An 18,511-nucleotide genomic window follows, 5' to 3' on the forward strand; every position below is an offset into this window, starting at 1 on the left:
TTGACCTGACTACCCATTCAATTAATCAACTATTTTGGCTAATCCTTTGTCGACTAACCCCCGAATATCAATTTCGCTATATCCAATATTTTTTAGTATCTCTGTCGTATCCATGCCATGTGATGGCATACCACGCCAAATTTGCCCTGGATTATTTTTGAATTTTGGCATCACATTTGGGCCTCGACAGGTTTTTCCATCCATAGTCTGCCAACTGGTGATCGACTCACGAGCCAGATATTGTGGGTTGGTTTCTAATTCAGGAATAGTTAAAACTTTGGCGCTTGCAATGTTGAGTTCGGCTAATCTCGCTAGCACCTCATCAATTGAGCGAGCACCTAACCATTCATCAAGTTTTTCTTCCATTAAAGGCCCATAGGGGCACTCAATACGATGAATAAGCTGTGTGCCTTCCGGTATTTCTGGTGTACCAAGAAGATGAGCAAGGCCAATATCTTTAAATATTTCTTGGATTTGTGTGATACCGACGATTTCCATCACAATATAGCCATCATTACAACTATAAAGGCCGCAACCTGCGTAATAGGGGTCTTTCCCCTTGGTCATCCGCGGGCAGATTTCACCACCATTGAAGTAATCCATCATGAAGTATTGCCCCATTCGTAGCATGACTTCATACATGGCAATATCAATACTTTCCCCTTTCCCCGTTTCACGGGCTTTATACAATGCAGCTAGAGCCGCTGTTGTAGCTGTCATGCCTGAAAAATAATCAGCAGTATAAGGAAAGGCTGGCATTGGCTGGTCTTTATCACCATTTTGGATAAGATAACCACTAAAAGCCTGTGCAATAGTATTGTAGGCAGCTAGGTTAGTGTATTGAGGGTCACCGTATTGCCCAAAGCCTGATAAATGGGCGATAACCAGTTTTGGGTTATGTTGCCAAAGTACTTCATCGGTGATCCCTCTACGGGCAAATGCAGGTCCTTTACTCGCCTCAATGAATATATCAGTTGTTTCCATTAATTTTAGAAATGCCTCACGCCCTTCATCCTTAAAGATATTCAATGATAATGCGCGTAAATTACGCCTTGATAGCTGTGGGTAATTGGGTTGAACACGGATAGTGTCTGCCCAAGCTACGTTCTCTATCCAAATCACTTCCGCGCCCCATTCTGCAAACATTTGCCCTGCAAATGGACCGGCTATTTCAATCCCTGAAAACACCACTCTGACCCCTGCTAATGGGCCAAATTCTGGCATTGGTAAATGCTCTGCCATGTTCTAATCTCCTGTTAAATTTGGCTGGCCTTCTTAAAAAGCCAACCAATAAACATTCAGCTATTAGCGGTACTGTTTCAGTACACTGCGGCCTAATGTCAGTATTTGCATTTCATCTGAACCACCAGATACACGGTCTACACGCAAGTCACGCCAGAAACGTGCGATTCGATGCTCACCAGCAATACCTACACCACCCAGTACCTGCATCGCAGAGTCTACGACTTCAAATGCCGCATTCGCACAGAAGTATTTACACATTGCTGCATCACCTGAGGTAATCAATCCGTTGTCACTCTTCCAAGCAGTTTCATATAACATGTTACGCATTGAATTGAGCTTGATCGCCATATGTGCAAATTTTTCTTGAATTAATTGATAACGGCCAATTGCTTCACCAAACTGAACACGTTGATTGGCGTAACGGGCTGCATCTTCAAATGCACACATTGCAGTTCCATAGTTAGTCAATGCGACTAAGAAACGCTCATGGTCAAACTCTTCTTTCACACGGTTAAAGCCGTTACCTTCACGGCCAAACATATCTTTTTCATCCAGTTCAACGTTATCAAAGGTAATTTCGCAGCAGCTATCCATACGTAGGCCCAGTTTCTCAAGTTTATTGACCTTGATACCGGGTTTGCTCATATCTAAAAACCACTCGGTGAAAACAGGTTTATCAGGAGAATCTGCATCACGACTCATCACCACAATGTATGGTGTGTAAGCACTACTGGTGATAAAACATTTGCTACCATTGAGATAAACTTTGCCATTACGGCGTTGGTAAGTTGTTTGTAAACTCCCTACATCAGAACCCGCGCCGGGCTCCGTAATCGCAGAATTCCACATTTGTTTACCTGTACCGCGAAATGCCATAATTTTATCAATTTGTTCTTGGGTCCCTTCTCTGAGTACGGTATTAAACCCCCCCGGTAATTGGTACAACACATACGTTGGTGCGCCAAGGCGACCCAGCTCCATCCATACCGCAGCGACTGTAATAAACCCAGCGTTTAAACCGCCATGCTCTTCTGGGATCAACAGGTTATCAATTTCCATGTCCGCCAAGGCTTTAACAAAACGTTCAGGATACATACTGTCGCGGTCGCATTGTGCAAAATAGCTTTCCCAGTTTTCACTGGCCATCAGCTCACGGATCCCTGCGACAAACAGCTCCTGCTCATCATTCAATCTAAAATCCATATTAATAACCTCTTAAATGTTGTTTCTGAATAAATTAATCATTTTTCCAATGCACTTTTGCATCTTTAATAAAGGAGAGCGTTACCATAATGTTGACGAAAAAAAGTGGGCATCCTCCGGCAATTATCGCTGTTTGAATCGGTTTCAATCCGCCTAGAGCCAGTAATACGATACCGATAACACCGACTAAAACAGACCAACCGATACGCACCAATAACGGTGGCTCATCGCCATCTTTCACTGCGCGACAAGTCGACATAGCGAGAGTGTATGAACAAGCGTTGATGAGTGTGACGGTGGCGATAAAGCAGAGGATGAAGAAGCCCCAAATTGTTGCAGTGCTCAAAGGTAAGGCTGCCCATGTTTCAATAATGGCGCGTGCAACGCCGAATTCTTCAATCAGCTTTGGAATGTTAATAATATTTTGGTCAACGAGTTGTAATGTATTACTGCCTAGGATGGTCCAAATTAACGTTGTCCCTGCCGTCAAGCCTGCTACCATGCCGATACACAGCTCACGGACAGTACGGCCTTTAGAGATACGGGCGAGGAAAATACACATTTGGATGGCATAGATTACCCACCACGCCCAATAGAATACGGTCCAACCTTGTGGGAAACCGCCTTTACCCACTGCATCTGTATAAAACAGCATGCGTGGCATATACATCATTAAAACCCCGATAGAATCGGTGAAATAGTTCACAATGAAGCTGGCGCCGCCAACAATAAATACCCATCCCAGCATCAAGAAACTCAAGTAACTACGGACGTCACTGGCAATTTTCACCCCTTTTTGCAAACCAAAAGCCACGCAGATTGCATTTAGGATGATCCAGCAGAAGATAATGATGGCATCAAGTTGTAAGGTATGAGGAATACCAAATAAGTATTGAATACACTCAGTAACGAGTGGTGTAGCTAACCCTAAGCTGGTCCCCATGGCTAATATCAAAGCGACCAAGTAAAAATTATCAACGATGGTACCGAACCAGCCATTTACATGTTTTTGACCCACTAATGGGACAAGGGTGCTACTTGGGCGGATAACATCCATTTTGCGAACAAAGAAAAAATAACCGAATGCAACAGATAAGAAACTATAGGTTGCCCATGGTAGTGGTCCCCAGTGGAATAAACTGTATGCAAGCCCAATATTTTTGGCCTCTGTTGAATAGGCTTCAAAACCAAAAGGAGGTGCAGAGACGTAATAATAGATTTCAATAGAACCCCAAAATAGTACCGCAGCAGAGGTACAGGAGGCGAACATCATAAAAATCCAGCTCGCGCGGCTAAATTCAGGTTTTTCATCCCCCAAACGCTTTTTGGCGTAAGGACCCAATATTAACCAAAACCAGCCACCAAACATTATCACCATGTACCACTCAAATGCCCAGCCCCATACATTAGTGACATAGCTGAATACTTGATTGATAACTTCGTTAGAAGCATCAAGGTCACGGACGGTTAACCAACACAATAGTCCAACAATGATCAATGGCGGAAAAAAAACTTTTGGTTCTATTCCACCCTTTTTATTTTCTTTGCTCATAGTTCGATCCCAATTTATTATTTAATATATAAGCTTTTAAATAGATATTAGTCTCAACACCTCATCTCACTTATTTATTACTAAACTCAATAAATTTAATTAAGTATTAATCCAATCACTATTCAAATCATGTCGAGTCCCCATTAACAATTCTGTTATTAAGGTCACAATATTATTCGTGATAAATATTTGTTACTAATATCTGACGCTTTAATAATTAAAATAATCAATAAATACATATAGATAAATTATCTTGTAATATTAATGTTATTAAATACCTTCAGTATTGGTGATTAGCATAACAATATTGAACATTACATTGATAAGTTGATGATTTTTACAGTATTGGTGAGTAGTGTATCAGTATGAATATTTAAACCGACTTTAATTCAAGGTTTTCAATATTGGTGACTTAGGTTTTATTTTTAAATATCCAGTTCATGATAATTATATAATCCGAAACAAAAACGGATCATATTTATTAATTATATTTTAGGAGATGTAATGAATATTATTACATGCTATAAATCTGTTCCCGATGAACAAGATATTATTGTAAATAGCTCAGATGGTTCTTTAGATTTTTCACGTGCAGATACCAAAATTAGTCAATATGATTTAAATGCGATTGAAGCAGCTAACCAAATTAAAGCGCAACAAGCAGATAGTAAAGTTATTGCGTTAAGTGTTGGTGGTAAAGCACTAACCAATATGAAAGCACGTAAAGATGTATTATCTCGTGGTCCAGATGAACTTGTTGTCGTTATTGACGATAAACTCGAACACGCCTTACCACATCAAACTGCACTTGCCTTAAGTTCTGCGGCTCAAAAAGTTGGTTTTGATTTAATTATCTGTGGTGATGGTTCCGCAGACTTAAACGCTCAACAAGTTAGTATCTTAATGGGTGAAACCCTGCAAGTTCACGCTATCAATGGCATAAAGAAAATTGTCTCCATCACACCGGATACGCTCATTGTAGAACGCGAATTAGAAGATGAAATTGAAACATTGTCCATTTCGTTACCTGCCATTATCGCAGTGACCTCCGATATTAATGTCCCTGTCATCCCATCAATGAAAGCCATTTTAGGTGCCGCTAAAAAACCCGTTCAAGCTTGGGCAATAACCGATATTGGCTTGGATAACGTTACAGCATTATCCGCACAATCTATCGCGGCACCTAAGCAAAAAGTTCGTCAACGCATCATCATTGAAGGTGATGGCGAAGAGCAAATTGCACAATTTGCTGAACATTTAAGAAAAATCATTTAATCGGAGGAGTTATGAGCAAATTATCAACCGTTTGGGTATTTAGTGATATGACTTCCCGTTTACCTGAACTTATCGGTGGGGCCCTCACTCTCGGCGAACAAGTCAATGTATTAACGTTAGATGACGCACAAAGCTCACAAGCCTTTCAACTTGGCGCAACCCACGTTTTTCAACTGTCTGGTAAGCCTGACGACCGTATCATCGAAGACTATGCTGATACCATTGTCACGACAATTAAACAGCATGGCGATAACGGGCTATTACTGCTACCTAATACCCGTAGAGGTAAATTACTGGCTGCACGCTTAGGTGCAAGACTGCAAGCTGCTGTGTCTAACGATGCGGCAACTGTGACAGTAGAATCAGGAAAACCTGTAATAAAACATATGGTTTATGGTGGGTTAGCCTTTGGCCAAGAAACCTTAAACAGTTCATTTTCAGTCGCTACACTCACCACCGGCACGTTTGAAGCTGCGCAAAATAATGCATCACTCAGCGGTACTGCTCAAACTGCACCATGGGTCGAACCAAAACAATCTATTGTACGTACCTCGATTCAGAAAAAAGCAGGTAACTCCGTTGAACTAGATAAAGCACGTCTAGTGGTCAGTGTAGGTCGGGGGATTGGAAGCCAAAAAAATATCGCTATCGCGAAAAAACTCGCTGATACCATCGGCGCTGAAATTGCCTGTTCTCGCCCTGTCGCTGAAAACGAAAAATGGATGGAGCATGAGCGCTACGTTGGTATTTCCAACCTGATGCTGAAACCTGAGTTATATCTCGCAGTAGGAATTTCTGGTCAAATTCAGCATATGGTTGGCGCAAACGGCGCACAAACTATCGTCGCCATTAATAAAGACAAAAACGCCCCTATTTTCCAATTTGCAGACTATGGGATCGTTGGCGACCTGTTCAAAATTTTACCGGTTTTAACGCAACAACTGGCTAAATAAATTCAATAGCAGTGGGGTTTTCCTCACTGTTTCAGTGACCTTTGGAGAAACTATGTCCGATGATATATTTGATGCAATCATTGTAGGCGCGGGTCTAGCTGGTTCAGTGGCTGCATTGGTGCTTGCCCGTGAAGGTGCGCAAGTTCTCCTAATCGAAAGGGGAAACTACGCAGGCGGTAAAAACGTCACTGGTGGCCGCATGTATGCTCATAGCTTAGAGCGTATCATTCCTGAATTTACCCAAAATGCCCCTATTGAACGTATGATCACGCGTGAAAAGCTGTCATTTATGACAGAAACAGGTGCAGTAACAGTCGATTTCCAAAATGGAGCAGAGCAACCCCCAGAAGAAACCTCTTGGTCAGTGCTGAGAGGCAAGCTTGACCCGTGGTTAGTCGAACAAGCTGAAAATGCCGGCGCACAATGTATTACAGGTATTCGCGTTGATAAGTTAGTGGAACGGGATGGCAAAGTTGTAGGTGTTGAAGCCGATGGTGATGTGCTAGAAGCCAAAGTGGTGATCCTCGCTGATGGTGTGAACTCCATACTGGCTGAACAACTAGGAATGACCAAACGAGTGAATGCTGAGCATGTCGCTGTTGGGGTAAAAGAATTAATTGAATTGCCAAAAGATATTTTAGCTAACCGATTTAATCTTAAGGAAAAAGAAGGGGTTGCATGGCTATTTGCGGGGGCTCCTACCGATGGCTTAATGGGGGGAGGCTTCCTTTATACCAATGAAGATACTATTTCTTTAGGTTTAGTTTGTGGCTTACATCATATTAAAGATGCCAAAAAATCGGTTCCACAAATGCTCGAAGATTTTAAACACCACCCAGCGGTCGCCCCATTAATTGAAGGGGGCAAAATGATTGAATATGCCGCTCACGTTGTCCCAGAAGCGGGCTTGAAAATGCAATCAGAGTTGGTCCGTGATGGTGTGCTAATCGCAGGGGATGCAGCTGGGATGTGTATGAATTTAGGCTTTACCATCCGCGGAATGGACTTAGCCGTTGCTTCGGGTGAAGCCGCGGCAAATGCAGTAATTAACGCTATGAAAAAAGAGGACTTTAGTAAACAAGGACTCAGTGAGTACCTCAAATTACTCAACGAAGGCCCTCTTCGTGATATGAAAATGTACCAAAAAATGCCTGAGTTTTTAGATAACCCACGCATGTTTTCCGCTTATCCAGAAATGGCTGTCGGTATTGCTAAAAAACTCTTCACTATTTCAGATGAAGCACCTGTGCCACTGCGTAAGACTATGCTACAAGAGGCAAAAAAAGTCGGCTTCATCAATTTAATCAAGGATGGAATTAAAGGAGTGAGGGCAATATGAGTGATCCAGTCAATGTTGATGTCAAGTTAGGCATTAATAAATTTAATGTCGATGAAGAAAATCCACATATTGTTATCAAAGAGCACCCGGATATGAAAGTGCTCGAAATATTAACCAAAGCCTGCCCTGCTGGCTTATATAAAAAACAAGAAGATGGCTCCGTACGTTTTGATTATGCCGGCTGCCTTGAATGCGGAACCTGCCGTATCCTAGGCTTAGATGGTGCATTAGAAAAATGGGAATACCCACGCGGCACATTCGGCATTGAATTTCGTTACGGCTAATTTAATTAGCATAACCCTAAAAGCCATTAACTTTTAGGGTTTTTAAGCGCATATTTGCGCTGACACTGGGATGCACAATGAAACCAAGAAGTTTTGACGATGTCCAATTTTCTTCCGTTCATCGGCGGATCATGCTCTGGGGGAGTGGTGGGCCTTTTCTGGACGGTTATGTTTTAGTCCTGATCGGCGTCGCTTTAGAGCAACTCACTCCAATATTAAGTTTAAACAGTGAATGGATTGGCTTACTAGGTGCCGCAACGCTTGCGGGTTTATTCATTGGTACCTCACTGTTTGGCTACATTTGCGACCAAGTCGGTCGCCGCAAAATGTTCTTAATCGATATAGTGGCTATAGGGGCAATCTCTGTTGCAACTATGTTTGTTTCAACCCCTTTAGAACTACTAATAATGCGTTTTTTAATTGGCATTGTCATTGGTGCTGATTATCCCATCGCAACCTCGATGATCACCGAATTTTCCAATACCAAACAGCGTGCGTTTGCGGTCGGGTTTATTGCAGCCATGTGGTACGTTGGCGCAACTTGTGCCAATCTTGTTGGCTATATGCTTTATGATGTTCAAGATGGTTGGCGCTGGATGCTAGGCAGTGCCGTCATTCCATGTATCGTTATTTTAATTGGCCGTTTTGATCTACCTGAATCGCCTCTTTGGTTAATCCGCAAAGGACGTATTCAAGAATGTGAAAAAATGATGGAAAAACTGTTTGGCCAACCTGTGGTTTTTGAAGCTGAGGAAGCGAAAAAAACACATTTTCATCAACTGTTTAATAAACGACATTTTTCTTTCGTATTATTTACTGCGATTATTTGGACCTGCCAAGTGATCCCAATGTTTGCCATCTATACTTTTGGCCCACAAATTGTTGGGCAATTAGGTTGGGATCAAGGTAAAAATGCGGCTTTAGGCAACGTAGTTATTAGCTTATTTTTTATGTTAGGTTGCTTACCAGCGATGTACTGGCTAAATAAAATGGGAAGACGACCACTGCTAATTGGTAGCTTTGCCCTAATGACTGCAGCGCTAACTATACTCGGGTTATTTTCTAACCTTGGTATCTGCCTCGTCATTATCATGTTTGGTATTTATGCATTCTTCTCTGGGGGCCCAGGGATTTTACAGTGGCTCTACCCTAATGAGTTATTTCCAACAGATATTCGCGCATCCGCTGTTGGGGTCATTATGTCCATCAGCCGTATCGGAACCATTTTTTCCACATGGGCACTACCGATTTTTATCACAAAATACGGTGTTAGCACGGTGGTATTGATGGGGGCAGGGGTTTCTTTACTTGGGCTAGTTGTCTCAATTCTATTTGCGCCAGAAACCAAAGGATTAACCCTAGCACAAACCTCAGTGATGGGTATTCGGCGCAAAAAGAAGTAAAAGAAGTAAAAGAAGTTACTACGATAAGCAATCACATCCAATACGCTAAATAGTTCAGATTGTAGGTAGGCGGCAAGCGAATAAGACCCTAGGAGCATACACCAGTATGTGACTAGGGCGAATAAGCGAAGCCAACACCCCTACAATTTGAAATATGACGCGTATTTAATTGGTTGAGAATGGCATAATGTCATACCAAACCAACAACCAAATTGTCACATAAGCAAATATCGCCGCAATAATATCATCAATCATGATACCAAAACCGCCGCTGACCTTTCGGTCAAAAATACGTATTGGCCATGGCTTCCACATATCATAAATGCGGAAAATAAAGAATGCGGTAATGACCCATTCATAATCGACCACTGGGATTGCCATTAAGGTAATCCACATCCCGATAAACTCATCCCACACGATGCTACCGTGGTCATGAATTTTCATATCATCAGAGGTACGTTGGCAAATTAGACAGCCAATCCAAAAGCCCGCCACAATGAGCACCCATATGCTCCACACTGGCATATTTGCCATCAATAACCAAAAAGGTATTGCCGCAAGGGACCCCATAGTCCCAGGTACAATTGGCGATAAACCGCTGCCAAACCCCGTTGCTAGCAAATGCCAAGGGTTACGCATATTCAGCCGTTTTTTTGCTTCTGCTTTTTCTTGGCAACTTGCCATGCTACGCACCTTCCGAAACAAAATGATCGAAACCTTTTAGGTTTACATCAACTTCTTGGTTATTGCAAAAGTAGCTGATCCCTTCAGATTGCGGCTTAATTTGCCCAATACAAGTAAAACCAGACCCTGTATGAGCTAAAGCCATTTCTAATGCCCCGCGATTAATTTCCGGTACAGTAAAGCATAACTCGTAGTCTTCTCCACCACTCAGGGACCATAAACGGCTTTGCTCAACGCTACAGTTCTGTACTAAGGCCTCTGACTGCGGCAGTGCATCCAAATTAATTCGAGCGCCACAGCCACTAGCCTTCAAAATATGATTAAGATCAGAGACTAGACCGTCTGAAATATCAATCGCAGAAGACGCTAAGTTCCTAAGGGCTTGACCTTGTAAAATACGTGGCTGTGGACGTAAATGACGCATAATTAGCCATTCTTTATGCGCGGTATTTTTGATATTCAGCCTATCTTGTAAAATAGCAAGACCTGCTGCGCTATCCCCTAATGTCCCTGTCACATAAATCCAATCCCCATTACGTGCACCAGCCCGAGACAATGCTTTACCCTGTGGTACTAACCCATGGACAGTATAAGTCAGGCTCATTGGACCACGAGTGGTATCACCGCCAATTAGCTGCATCCCGTAATAATTTAATTGCTCAAATAAGCTATCACTAAATGATTGCAACCAATCACAATCAACGCAAGGTAATGTAATAGCTAAAGATACCCATGCGGGGTCTGCCCCCATTGCTGCAAGGTCACTTAAATTAGATGCTAATGATTTATAGGCTAGGTCAGCAGGTGAAATCGTAGGGAGGAAATGCACACCAGAAACAAGGGTGTCAGTACTCACAGCAAGTTGCTGTTTTTCTGGGATGGTCATCAACGCACAGTCATCTCCAATACCGATATTTACATCACGTCGGTTCGTTGTTTGACGGTTAAAATAACGTGCGATGAGGTCAAATTCGCCATAGGACATGGTAGATTTTCCGTTTTCGCTATAACTATTTTCGTTTTAAATAAAACAAATAATTTATGCTCTTAATAATACAAGTGGCAAATAACTAGCTGAATCAATATACCTGAAACTTAGAGTACCACGAATATATAAATACAAAGGTAGACTGGAACCCAGCCTACCTATTTACTACTGTAGTGTTACAGGAGGGAACCCTGATTTTTTATTTTTTGCGACGAACTACTGGTGCAGCTTTATCCAATACACCATTAACAAATTTATGGCTATCTTCCGCACCGAACACTTTAGCAAGCTCAATACCTTCATTGATTGCCACTTTGTAAGGAACATCTTCACGGAAGCTCAATTCAAACATTGAAACGCGCAAAATCGCTTTTTCTACCTGCCCTAACTCTTCGAGCTGACGAGATAAATAAGGCGCCATTAGTTGATCAAGTTTAGCTGCATTAGTAGCAACACCAGATAACAGTTCACGAAAATATTTTACGTCAACGTCTGACATGTCCTGATCAGCAATAAACTCATATTCGACTTCGGCAATTGGATTGCCAGATAATTGCCATGAATAAATGGCTTGAACAGCACACTCACGAGCGCGGCGACGAGCAGCAGGTTTCACAAGATTCCCCTTAAAATAAAAAACGATACACAAAATTATTCGGGCATATAAAAAACTAAGCTAATCAATACACTCAGTGGTATTAGTTAACTTCACTACAGTCTATAGCCCGAAGTAAAATGTGTATTACTTGCCTTTAATGGCTTTAATTACATTGATCATTTCTAATGCAGTCAGTGCAGCTTCAGCACCTTTATTACCAGCTTTAGTCCCTGCTCGTTCAATGGCTTGCTCGATATTTTCAGTGGTTAACACACCAAAAGTAACGGGCACTTCGCTATTCATTGCGACATGAGATAAGCCTGAGCTGCATTCACCAGCGACATATTCAAAGTGAGCTGTACCACCACGAATAACAGTACCTAATGCAATAACGGCATCATATTTTTTTGTTTCAACCAGCGCTTTTGCCGTTAACGGTAGTTCATAGGCACCTGGAACCCAAACAATGGTAATGTTGTCATTCGAAACTTGACCAATACGTTCTAACGCATCAACAGCGCCATCCAGCAGACTATCATTAATAAAGTTGTTAAAACGAGCGATAGCGATAGCAATACGCGCTTGTGGCGCAGCAACAACACCTTTAATTACGTCCATAGCCTTCCTCTAATATTAATTATAACCCGCGGGGCGCGGATTTTATCACATTCTTTCATGTACCGTATGTATGATTTTCAAAAAACACACTTACCATACGGGACGAAGCCTGACGCGCAGGTCTTCACCGACCTTTTCTACATCAGTAAATTCAAATTTTGGCGCTTCAATTAATGAATCGAGGGGAGGTAAATCAACCAAACCTCGGGCACTGTTCCCAAGTAATTTAGGGGCAATATACACAATTAATTCATCAACTAAGCCTAGTTTCAACAATGAGCCTGCTAATTTTGCACCTGCCTCTACCCAAATACTATTCACATTCCGTTTGGCAAGTTGCATCATCAATATGACGAGGTCTGTACCATTTTCATGTGCAGGGTTGCTAATTTGCTCGACATCCCCTTGCCATGAGCAGCCGATATCGGGATTAGAACGCACCAACCAACATTCACCTGCTAATTGAGTGACTTTATGGTTAGCGGTGACACGATTATGGTTATCCAGCACAATGCGAATAGGTTGACGTAATTGGTCTTCTGGGTAGATTTGCTGAACGTCCGTTGGCAGTTCGTTCCAACGAACCGTTAAAGAAGGGTCATCGGCGATAACCGTACTACTAGTGGATAAAATAGCGCTCGCTTGTGCGCGAAACGCCTGCACATCTTTGCGAGCCGCAGTACTGGTAATCCACTTACTTTCCCCTGACTCAAGGGCTGTTTTACCATCCAATGACGCTGCTAGCTTTAATTGGATATAAGGAAAACCAGTACGCATACGTTTCAAGAAACCACGATTCGCAGCTTCAGCTTGGTCTAAAAGCACGTTACTACGCGTTTCAATCCCTGCCTGAGATAACATATACAAACCACGGCCAGCAACTTGTGGGTTTGGGTCTTGCATCGCAGCAACAACGCGACTGACCCCTGCATTAATTAATGCTTCCGCACAAGGCGGTGTACGACCATGGTGGCTGCATGGCTCAAGGGTGACATAGGCAGTTGCCCCCTGAGCTTTTTCTCCGGCCATCCGTAATGCATGTACTTCTGCATGAGGCTCACCCGCTTTTTGGTGGTAACCCTCACCAACAATTTCACCGTCACGTACAATTACACACCCAACATTCGGGTTCGGTGATGTTGTAAAGCGCCCTTTTCGTGCAAGCTCAAAAGCGCGAGCCATATAGATGTCATCTTGTTCTATCATTTGCGTTAGTCCTGTAATTTAGCGATTTCTTCGCCAAACTCACGCACATCTTCAAAACTACGGTAAACAGAAGCAAAACGAATGTAAGCGACTTTATCGAGTTTTTTTAACTCATCCATGACTAAGCTACCAATAAGTTTAGAAGGAACTTCACGTTCTCCTGTAGCACGAAGCTGGGATTTAATTGAAATAATCGCTTGTTCAATGTCATCAGAGCTGACGGGGCGTTTTTCTAGCGCTTTTTGCATACCGCGATTAAGTTTTTCTTCATCAAACGGTTCGCGTACATCGTCACTTTTAATAACCCGAGGCATCACGAGTTCAGCCACCTCAAAGGTCGTGAAACGTTCATGACAAAGCAAACATTGGCGGCGCCTACGGACTTGTGCGCCTTCACCAACCAGACGCGAGTCGATGACTTTCGTATCTACAGCTGAGCAGAATGGACAATGCATAACGTTTCCTGGATCTATTTACGGAGACATAGTTTACCCTACTATGCAATAAAAAACACCCTAGAAGATGCCTCCTAGGGTGCTCGTAACTCTTCATATTTCGTGCTGTGAGGGTGTTGTTAGCTGCATTGCGCTATCCTTAGTCACATAGTTTATTATGCTTCTCGAGATATCACTCGTTTGCAGCCAACTCACGGCACCAACGATTTGAAGTGCTAATTGGCTTAGCCAGTTTTAAATTAAGGCAGTAATGACTCTTGGTCTGCACCTTCTTTTTCGACTTTCGCCTGCATCAAGTGCTCGCGTTTCATTCCCATCTTCAGTGCTAATGCAGAAGCCACATAGATAGATGAAATAGTACCGATGGTTACACCGATTAACATAACCAATGAGAAGCCTTCCAGCATAGTGCCACCGAACAGATACAGCATCAGAACCACTAACAACGTTGTGGCCGATGTCATGATGGTACGGCTCAATGTTTGTGTTAAAGAGACGTTCATGATTTCGTACGGCGTACCACGACGAATTTTACGGAAGTTTTCACGGATACGGTCAGAAACAACGATACTGTCGTTCAGTGAGTAACCAATTACTGACATCAGTGATGCCACGATTGTCATATCTATTTCGATATGAAACAGAGACAAAATACCTAATGTGATCACCACGTCATGAGCGAGAGACAATACAGCCCCCGCGGCTAATCGCCATTCAAAACGAAAGCCGACATATACCAAGATACAAATTAGTGCAGTTAACAGTGCTAAAGCCCCTGTTTGCGCTAATTCGGCCCCGACACTCGGCCCAACGAATTCAATGCGTTTTACCGTCGCTTTATCATCTACACTCTGGTTAATGATGGTGATAATTTCTTTACCAACCTCTTGACCCGCAGCGCCTTCGATTGGCGGGATACGGATCATGATGTCACGGCTGCTACCAAAGTTCTGGATTAATGGATCTTTATGAGCCGAGTTAGACAAGCTGTCTCGAATTTTATCCAAATCAGCAGGCTGACTTAAGTTGATCTCGATAACTGTCCCCCCAGTGAAATCTAACCCCCAGTTAAAACCTTTGAGGCCGATAATCACAAAAGAAGCGATCAGTAATACGATAGAAATACCAAAGGCAACGTTGTCCCAGCGCATAAAGTCATAGACTTTACGACCATAGTTCAATTGTTCAACAGAATAATCCTGTGCCACAACGTGCTCCTTAAATTGACAGCTTGTTAATACGTTTACCACCATAAAGCAGGTTCACGATTGCACGTGTACCAACAATAGCTGTAAACATAGAGGTTGCGACACCAATCGCTGTCGTAATCGCAAAGCCTTTAATCGACCCTGTACCCACTGCATAGAGAATAATAGCCGTGATTAATGTCGTTAAGTTAGCGTCTGTAATACTTGAGAAGGCGCCTTTATAACCTTCATGAATTGCTTGTTGAACAGACCTTCCGTTCCGCAGCTCTTCTTTGATACGTTCGTTGATAAGAACGTTGGCATCGACTGCAACCGCAAGGGTGAGGACGATACCAGCAATACCTGGCATAGTTAGTGTCGCCCCCGGTAACAGAGACATAACCCCAACAATTAATACCAAGTTCGCCATCAGCGCACTACTGGCAATCAAGCCAAATTTACGATAGTAAATAATCATAAATAGAATTGATGCTAATAGACCCGCGATACAAGCTTTCAGGCCTTGTTCGATATTTTGCATACCCAAAGTTGGGCCGATGGTACGCTCTTCGACAATTTGGATTGGCGCAATCAACGCCCCCGCACGTAACAATAATGAAAGTTGACGAGCTTCTGTACCATTGTTGATGCCTGTGATACGGAATTTGCTACCAAAGCGAGCCGAAATACGTGCCGCGTTGATGACTTTTTCATCTTTCACTAAAATTGAACGGCCTGCTGCATCTTTTTTACCACTGTCTTTGTATTCAACAAACAGGGTTGCCATCAGTTTGTCTTGGTTATCACGCGTAAAATCGGACATGATAGAACCACCAGAACTATCAAGGCTGATGCTTACTTGTGGTGCACCATTTTCATCGGCTTCAGATGTTGAATCCGTAATATGATCCCCCGTTAAGATAACACGCTTATACAGTACATAAGGCATGCCTTCACGGTCATATTTCACTTCTGAATCACCTGGCACACGGCCACGTTCAGCAGCGGATGAATCAACACTGGTATTCACCAAACGGAATTCTAATGTTGCTGTAGCACCTAAAATCTCTTTTGCTCGAGCGGTGTCTTGAATTCCGGGTAATTCAACAACAATACGGTCAGCACCTTGACGTTGGACAAGTGGCTCAGCAACCCCTAATTGGTTTACTCGGTTGCGGATGATGGTAATATTCTGAGAAACCGCATAGTTACGAGCTTCACGTAAGCGCTCGTCGGTCATCACAGCGATCATCGTGTTGTCGCTACCATCACTAAACACTAAGTCTGGATATTTACGTGCTAGTGCTTTTTCTGCTTGGCTACGATCATCTGCGTTACGGAAACGGACTTCAACGCTATAATCATTGCCTTTACGAATAGAAGAGTACGCAATGCCTTCTTGACGCAGGTCATTACGTAAACCATCCATGTTTTGTTCCTGCAATTTACCTAATGCAGTGTCCATATCAACTTCCATCAGGAAGTGAACCCCACCACGCAAGTCAAGGCCGAGTTTCATCGGCTCACCGCCGATCATTTCAAGCCACTTAGGCGTCGCAGGTGCAAGGTTTAATGCAACAACATACTGATCACCTAGTGCATTCATGATCACTTCACGAGCACGTAACTGAACATCAGAGTTGTTGAACCGGGCTAAAATTGCCCCATTTTCCAGAGAGATTGATTTGCTCTGAATTTTATCATCTTGTAACGATTTTTGGATTTGGATCAGCGTTTGTTCATTGGCGGCGGTTCCCCGCACGCCAGTGATCTGAACAGCCGGATCCTCACCATATAGGTTTGGAAGCGCATAAAGCAGACCGATGAGGATCGCACAGATCAACATCAGATACTTCCACAAAGGATAACGGTTTAGCACGGCAGTTCCCTTCGGGAGAATCAGAATTAAATTGCTTTCATTGTGCCTTTAGGTAAAACAGCAGCAACGAAATCACGTTTGATGGTTACTTCTGTGTTCTCACTCAGTTCAAGAACCACATAACCGGTTTCAGATACTTTAGTCACACGCCCGATTAAACCGCCAGTTGTTAAAACTTCATCACCTTTAGTGATAGATTCCATCAATTTACGGTGTTCTTTCGCACGTTTTTGCTGTGGACGCAAAATCATGAAATAGAAGATCAGAGCGAAAACAACAAGCATGATAACCATAGTATATGGGCTACCTTGCGCTGGCGCACCTGCTGACGCTGCTGCTTCAGAAATAAAAAAACTCATTCAACTTTCCTCATTGTTTTATTGAAAGCAATTTAAAAATATACTCTATAAATACTTCGAATTACATAAAGCTAATAAGCGCATGCGCCTCAAAGTATGGTAAGTATCAGATTGATATGCTACACAGATTAGTAGCATTTCGCACTTAAATTCACTCGATATTTAATGAAGGTTCGGGTTTACCAATCTTCTGGTAGAAATCTTTCGCAAACTCTTCAAATTTTCCATTTTCGATTGCTTGACGAATACCGGCCATCAAACGTTGATAATAACGTAAATTATGAATGGTATTGAGCCTTGCACCAAGAATTTCATTACACCTATCAAGGTGATGTAAATAAGCGCGGCTATAATGGCGACAAGTATAGCAGTCACAATCGGCATCCAGTGTCGATGTATCTGATTTATACTTAGCATTACGAATTTTTACCACGCCATGTGTGACAAATAAATGCCCATTACGTGCATTTCGTGTCGGCATCACACAATCAAACATATCAATGCCACGGCGAACACCTTCCACTAAATCTTCCGGTTTGCCCACCCCCATTAAGTAACGTGGTTTATCTGCCGGAATTTGAGGGCAAACATGCTCTAAGATGCGGTGCATATCTTCTTTTGGTTCGCCTACAGCTAGGCCGCCTACAGCGTACCCATCGAAGCCAATTTCCACCAGCCCCTTAACTGAAATATCTCGTAAATCTTCGTAAACGCTGCCTTGGATAATGCCAAATAGTGCATTTTTATTGTTCAATTCGTCAAAACGTTGGCGGCTACGAGCAGCCCAACGTAACGACATTTCCATTGATGTCTTTGCGTAATCCCAATCTGCCGGATATGGCGTACACTCGTCAAAAATCATCACAATATCTGAACCGAGGTCGTACTGAATTTCCATTGATTTTTCAGGGCTTAGGAAAATTTTCTCACCATTTATTGGGTTACGAAAATGCACGCCCTCCTCTTTAATTTTGCGCATTGCGCCAAGACTAAAGACTTGGAACCCCCCTGAATCCGTCAATATCGGCCCCTGCCATTGCATAAAATCATGAAGATCACCATGGAGCTTCATGACCTCTTGCCCTGGACGCAGCCACAGGTGGAAAGTATTCCCTAGAAGAATTTGAGCACCCGTTTCTTTTACTTCTTCAGGTGTCATGCCTTTTACAGTACCGTAGGTGCCTACTGGCATAAACGCGGGGGTTTCTACCACACCACGCTCAAATACTAAGCGACCACGACGTGCATTGCCGCTAGTCGTTTGTAATTCATATTTCACGTTT

Annotated in this window: 18 protein-coding genes; 5 read left to right on the forward strand and 13 right to left on the reverse strand. The window is 42.8% G+C overall.

Annotation, left to right across the window (positions count from 1 at the left end; all coding sequences use genetic code 11):
* Window positions 1-21: 21 nt before the first annotated feature.
* From caiB to caiT, 3 genes are all read right to left on the reverse strand, one after another.
* A complete protein-coding gene (gene caiB, locus ACPEH5_RS06555; protein WP_042846934.1) occupies window positions 22-1,242 on the reverse strand; it encodes an L-carnitine CoA-transferase in 1,221 nt (406 codons plus the stop codon).
* 63 nt (window positions 1,243-1,305) lie between these two features.
* Window positions 1,306-2,448, reverse strand: coding sequence for a crotonobetainyl-CoA dehydrogenase (gene caiA, locus ACPEH5_RS06560; protein WP_042846935.1), 1,143 nt, complete (start codon window positions 2,446-2,448; stop codon window positions 1,306-1,308).
* Window positions 2,449-2,482: 34 nt separating this feature from the next.
* Window positions 2,483-4,000, reverse strand: a complete 1,518-nt coding sequence (caiT, locus tag ACPEH5_RS06565; RefSeq protein ID WP_071547710.1) for an L-carnitine/gamma-butyrobetaine antiporter — start codon at window positions 3,998-4,000, stop codon at window positions 2,483-2,485.
* 504 nt (window positions 4,001-4,504) lie between these two features.
* Between caiT and fixA the strand changes: the two genes are divergently transcribed.
* The 5 genes from fixA (at window position 4,505) to ACPEH5_RS06590 (ending at window position 9,254) form a co-directional block, all read left to right on the forward strand.
* The gene (gene fixA / locus ACPEH5_RS06570; protein WP_281110691.1) at window positions 4,505-5,275 is read left to right on the forward strand and encodes a putative electron transfer flavoprotein FixA; all 771 of its coding nucleotides are present in this window, start codon (window positions 4,505-4,507) and stop codon (window positions 5,273-5,275) included.
* 11 nt (window positions 5,276-5,286) lie between these two features.
* The gene (locus ACPEH5_RS06575; protein ID WP_281110692.1) at window positions 5,287-6,228 is read left to right on the forward strand and encodes an FAD-binding protein; all 942 of its coding nucleotides are present in this window, start codon (window positions 5,287-5,289) and stop codon (window positions 6,226-6,228) included.
* A 52-nt stretch (window positions 6,229-6,280) separates the two neighbouring features.
* Window positions 6,281-7,567 (forward strand): FAD-dependent oxidoreductase FixC, encoded by a 1,287-nt coding sequence (gene fixC / locus ACPEH5_RS06580; protein WP_042846939.1) that lies wholly within the window; start codon window positions 6,281-6,283, stop codon window positions 7,565-7,567.
* Window positions 7,564-7,851 (forward strand): ferredoxin-like protein FixX, encoded by a 288-nt coding sequence (gene fixX / locus ACPEH5_RS06585; RefSeq protein WP_217008456.1) that lies wholly within the window; start codon window positions 7,564-7,566, stop codon window positions 7,849-7,851. The genes fixC and fixX overlap by 4 nt, the downstream gene beginning before the upstream one ends.
* Before the next feature lie 77 nt (window positions 7,852-7,928).
* The gene (locus tag ACPEH5_RS06590) at window positions 7,929-9,254 is read left to right on the forward strand and encodes an MFS transporter (RefSeq protein WP_129466863.1); all 1,326 of its coding nucleotides are present in this window, start codon (window positions 7,929-7,931) and stop codon (window positions 9,252-9,254) included.
* Window positions 9,255-9,419: 165 nt separating this feature from the next.
* Here the strand turns inward: ACPEH5_RS06590 and pgpA are convergent, their stop codons facing one another.
* The 10 genes from pgpA to tgt form a co-directional block, all read right to left on the reverse strand.
* Window positions 9,420-9,938, reverse strand: coding sequence for a phosphatidylglycerophosphatase A (pgpA, locus tag ACPEH5_RS06595; protein ID WP_042846942.1), 519 nt, complete (start codon window positions 9,936-9,938; stop codon window positions 9,420-9,422).
* 1 nt (window position 9,939) lies between these two features.
* Window positions 9,940-10,923, reverse strand: coding sequence for a thiamine-phosphate kinase (gene thiL, locus ACPEH5_RS06600; protein WP_042846943.1), 984 nt, complete (start codon window positions 10,921-10,923; stop codon window positions 9,940-9,942).
* A gap of 202 nt (window positions 10,924-11,125) precedes the next feature.
* Window positions 11,126-11,542 carry a transcription antitermination factor NusB gene (gene nusB / locus ACPEH5_RS06605; protein WP_042846944.1) on the reverse strand — a complete coding sequence of 139 codons (417 nt, stop codon included), beginning with the start codon at window positions 11,540-11,542 and terminating at the stop codon, window positions 11,126-11,128.
* 126 nt (window positions 11,543-11,668) lie between these two features.
* Window positions 11,669-12,142, reverse strand: a complete 474-nt coding sequence (gene ribE / locus ACPEH5_RS06610; protein ID WP_042846945.1) for a 6,7-dimethyl-8-ribityllumazine synthase — start codon at window positions 12,140-12,142, stop codon at window positions 11,669-11,671.
* Between the two features lie 90 nt (window positions 12,143-12,232).
* The gene (ribD, locus tag ACPEH5_RS06615; RefSeq protein ID WP_281110693.1) at window positions 12,233-13,348 is read right to left on the reverse strand and encodes a bifunctional diaminohydroxyphosphoribosylaminopyrimidine deaminase/5-amino-6-(5-phosphoribosylamino)uracil reductase RibD; all 1,116 of its coding nucleotides are present in this window, start codon (window positions 13,346-13,348) and stop codon (window positions 12,233-12,235) included.
* Between the two features lie 5 nt (window positions 13,349-13,353).
* Window positions 13,354-13,803 carry a transcriptional regulator NrdR gene (gene nrdR, locus ACPEH5_RS06620; protein ID WP_042846947.1) on the reverse strand — a complete coding sequence of 150 codons (450 nt, stop codon included), beginning with the start codon at window positions 13,801-13,803 and terminating at the stop codon, window positions 13,354-13,356.
* Between the two features lie 239 nt (window positions 13,804-14,042).
* On the reverse strand, window positions 14,043-15,011 hold the full coding sequence (gene secF, locus ACPEH5_RS06625) for a protein translocase subunit SecF (RefSeq protein WP_042846948.1): 969 nt from the start codon (window positions 15,009-15,011) through the stop codon (window positions 14,043-14,045).
* 10 nt (window positions 15,012-15,021) lie between these two features.
* Complete coding sequence (secD, locus tag ACPEH5_RS06630; protein WP_071547706.1) at window positions 15,022-16,869, reverse strand: protein translocase subunit SecD; 1,848 nt, start codon at window positions 16,867-16,869, stop codon at window positions 15,022-15,024.
* Between the two features lie 26 nt (window positions 16,870-16,895).
* Entirely contained in the window at window positions 16,896-17,228 is a 333-nt protein-coding gene (gene yajC / locus ACPEH5_RS06635) for a preprotein translocase subunit YajC (RefSeq protein ID WP_004905542.1), read from the reverse strand.
* A gap of 151 nt (window positions 17,229-17,379) precedes the next feature.
* Window positions 17,380-18,507 (reverse strand): tRNA guanosine(34) transglycosylase Tgt, encoded by a 1,128-nt coding sequence (gene tgt / locus ACPEH5_RS06640; protein ID WP_042846950.1) that lies wholly within the window; start codon window positions 18,505-18,507, stop codon window positions 17,380-17,382.
* Window positions 18,508-18,511 lie beyond the last annotated feature (4 nt).

It is taken from the genome of Providencia sp. NPDC089933 (assembly GCF_049545585.1).
GTDB lineage: Bacteria > Pseudomonadota > Gammaproteobacteria > Enterobacterales > Enterobacteriaceae > Providencia > Providencia huashanensis.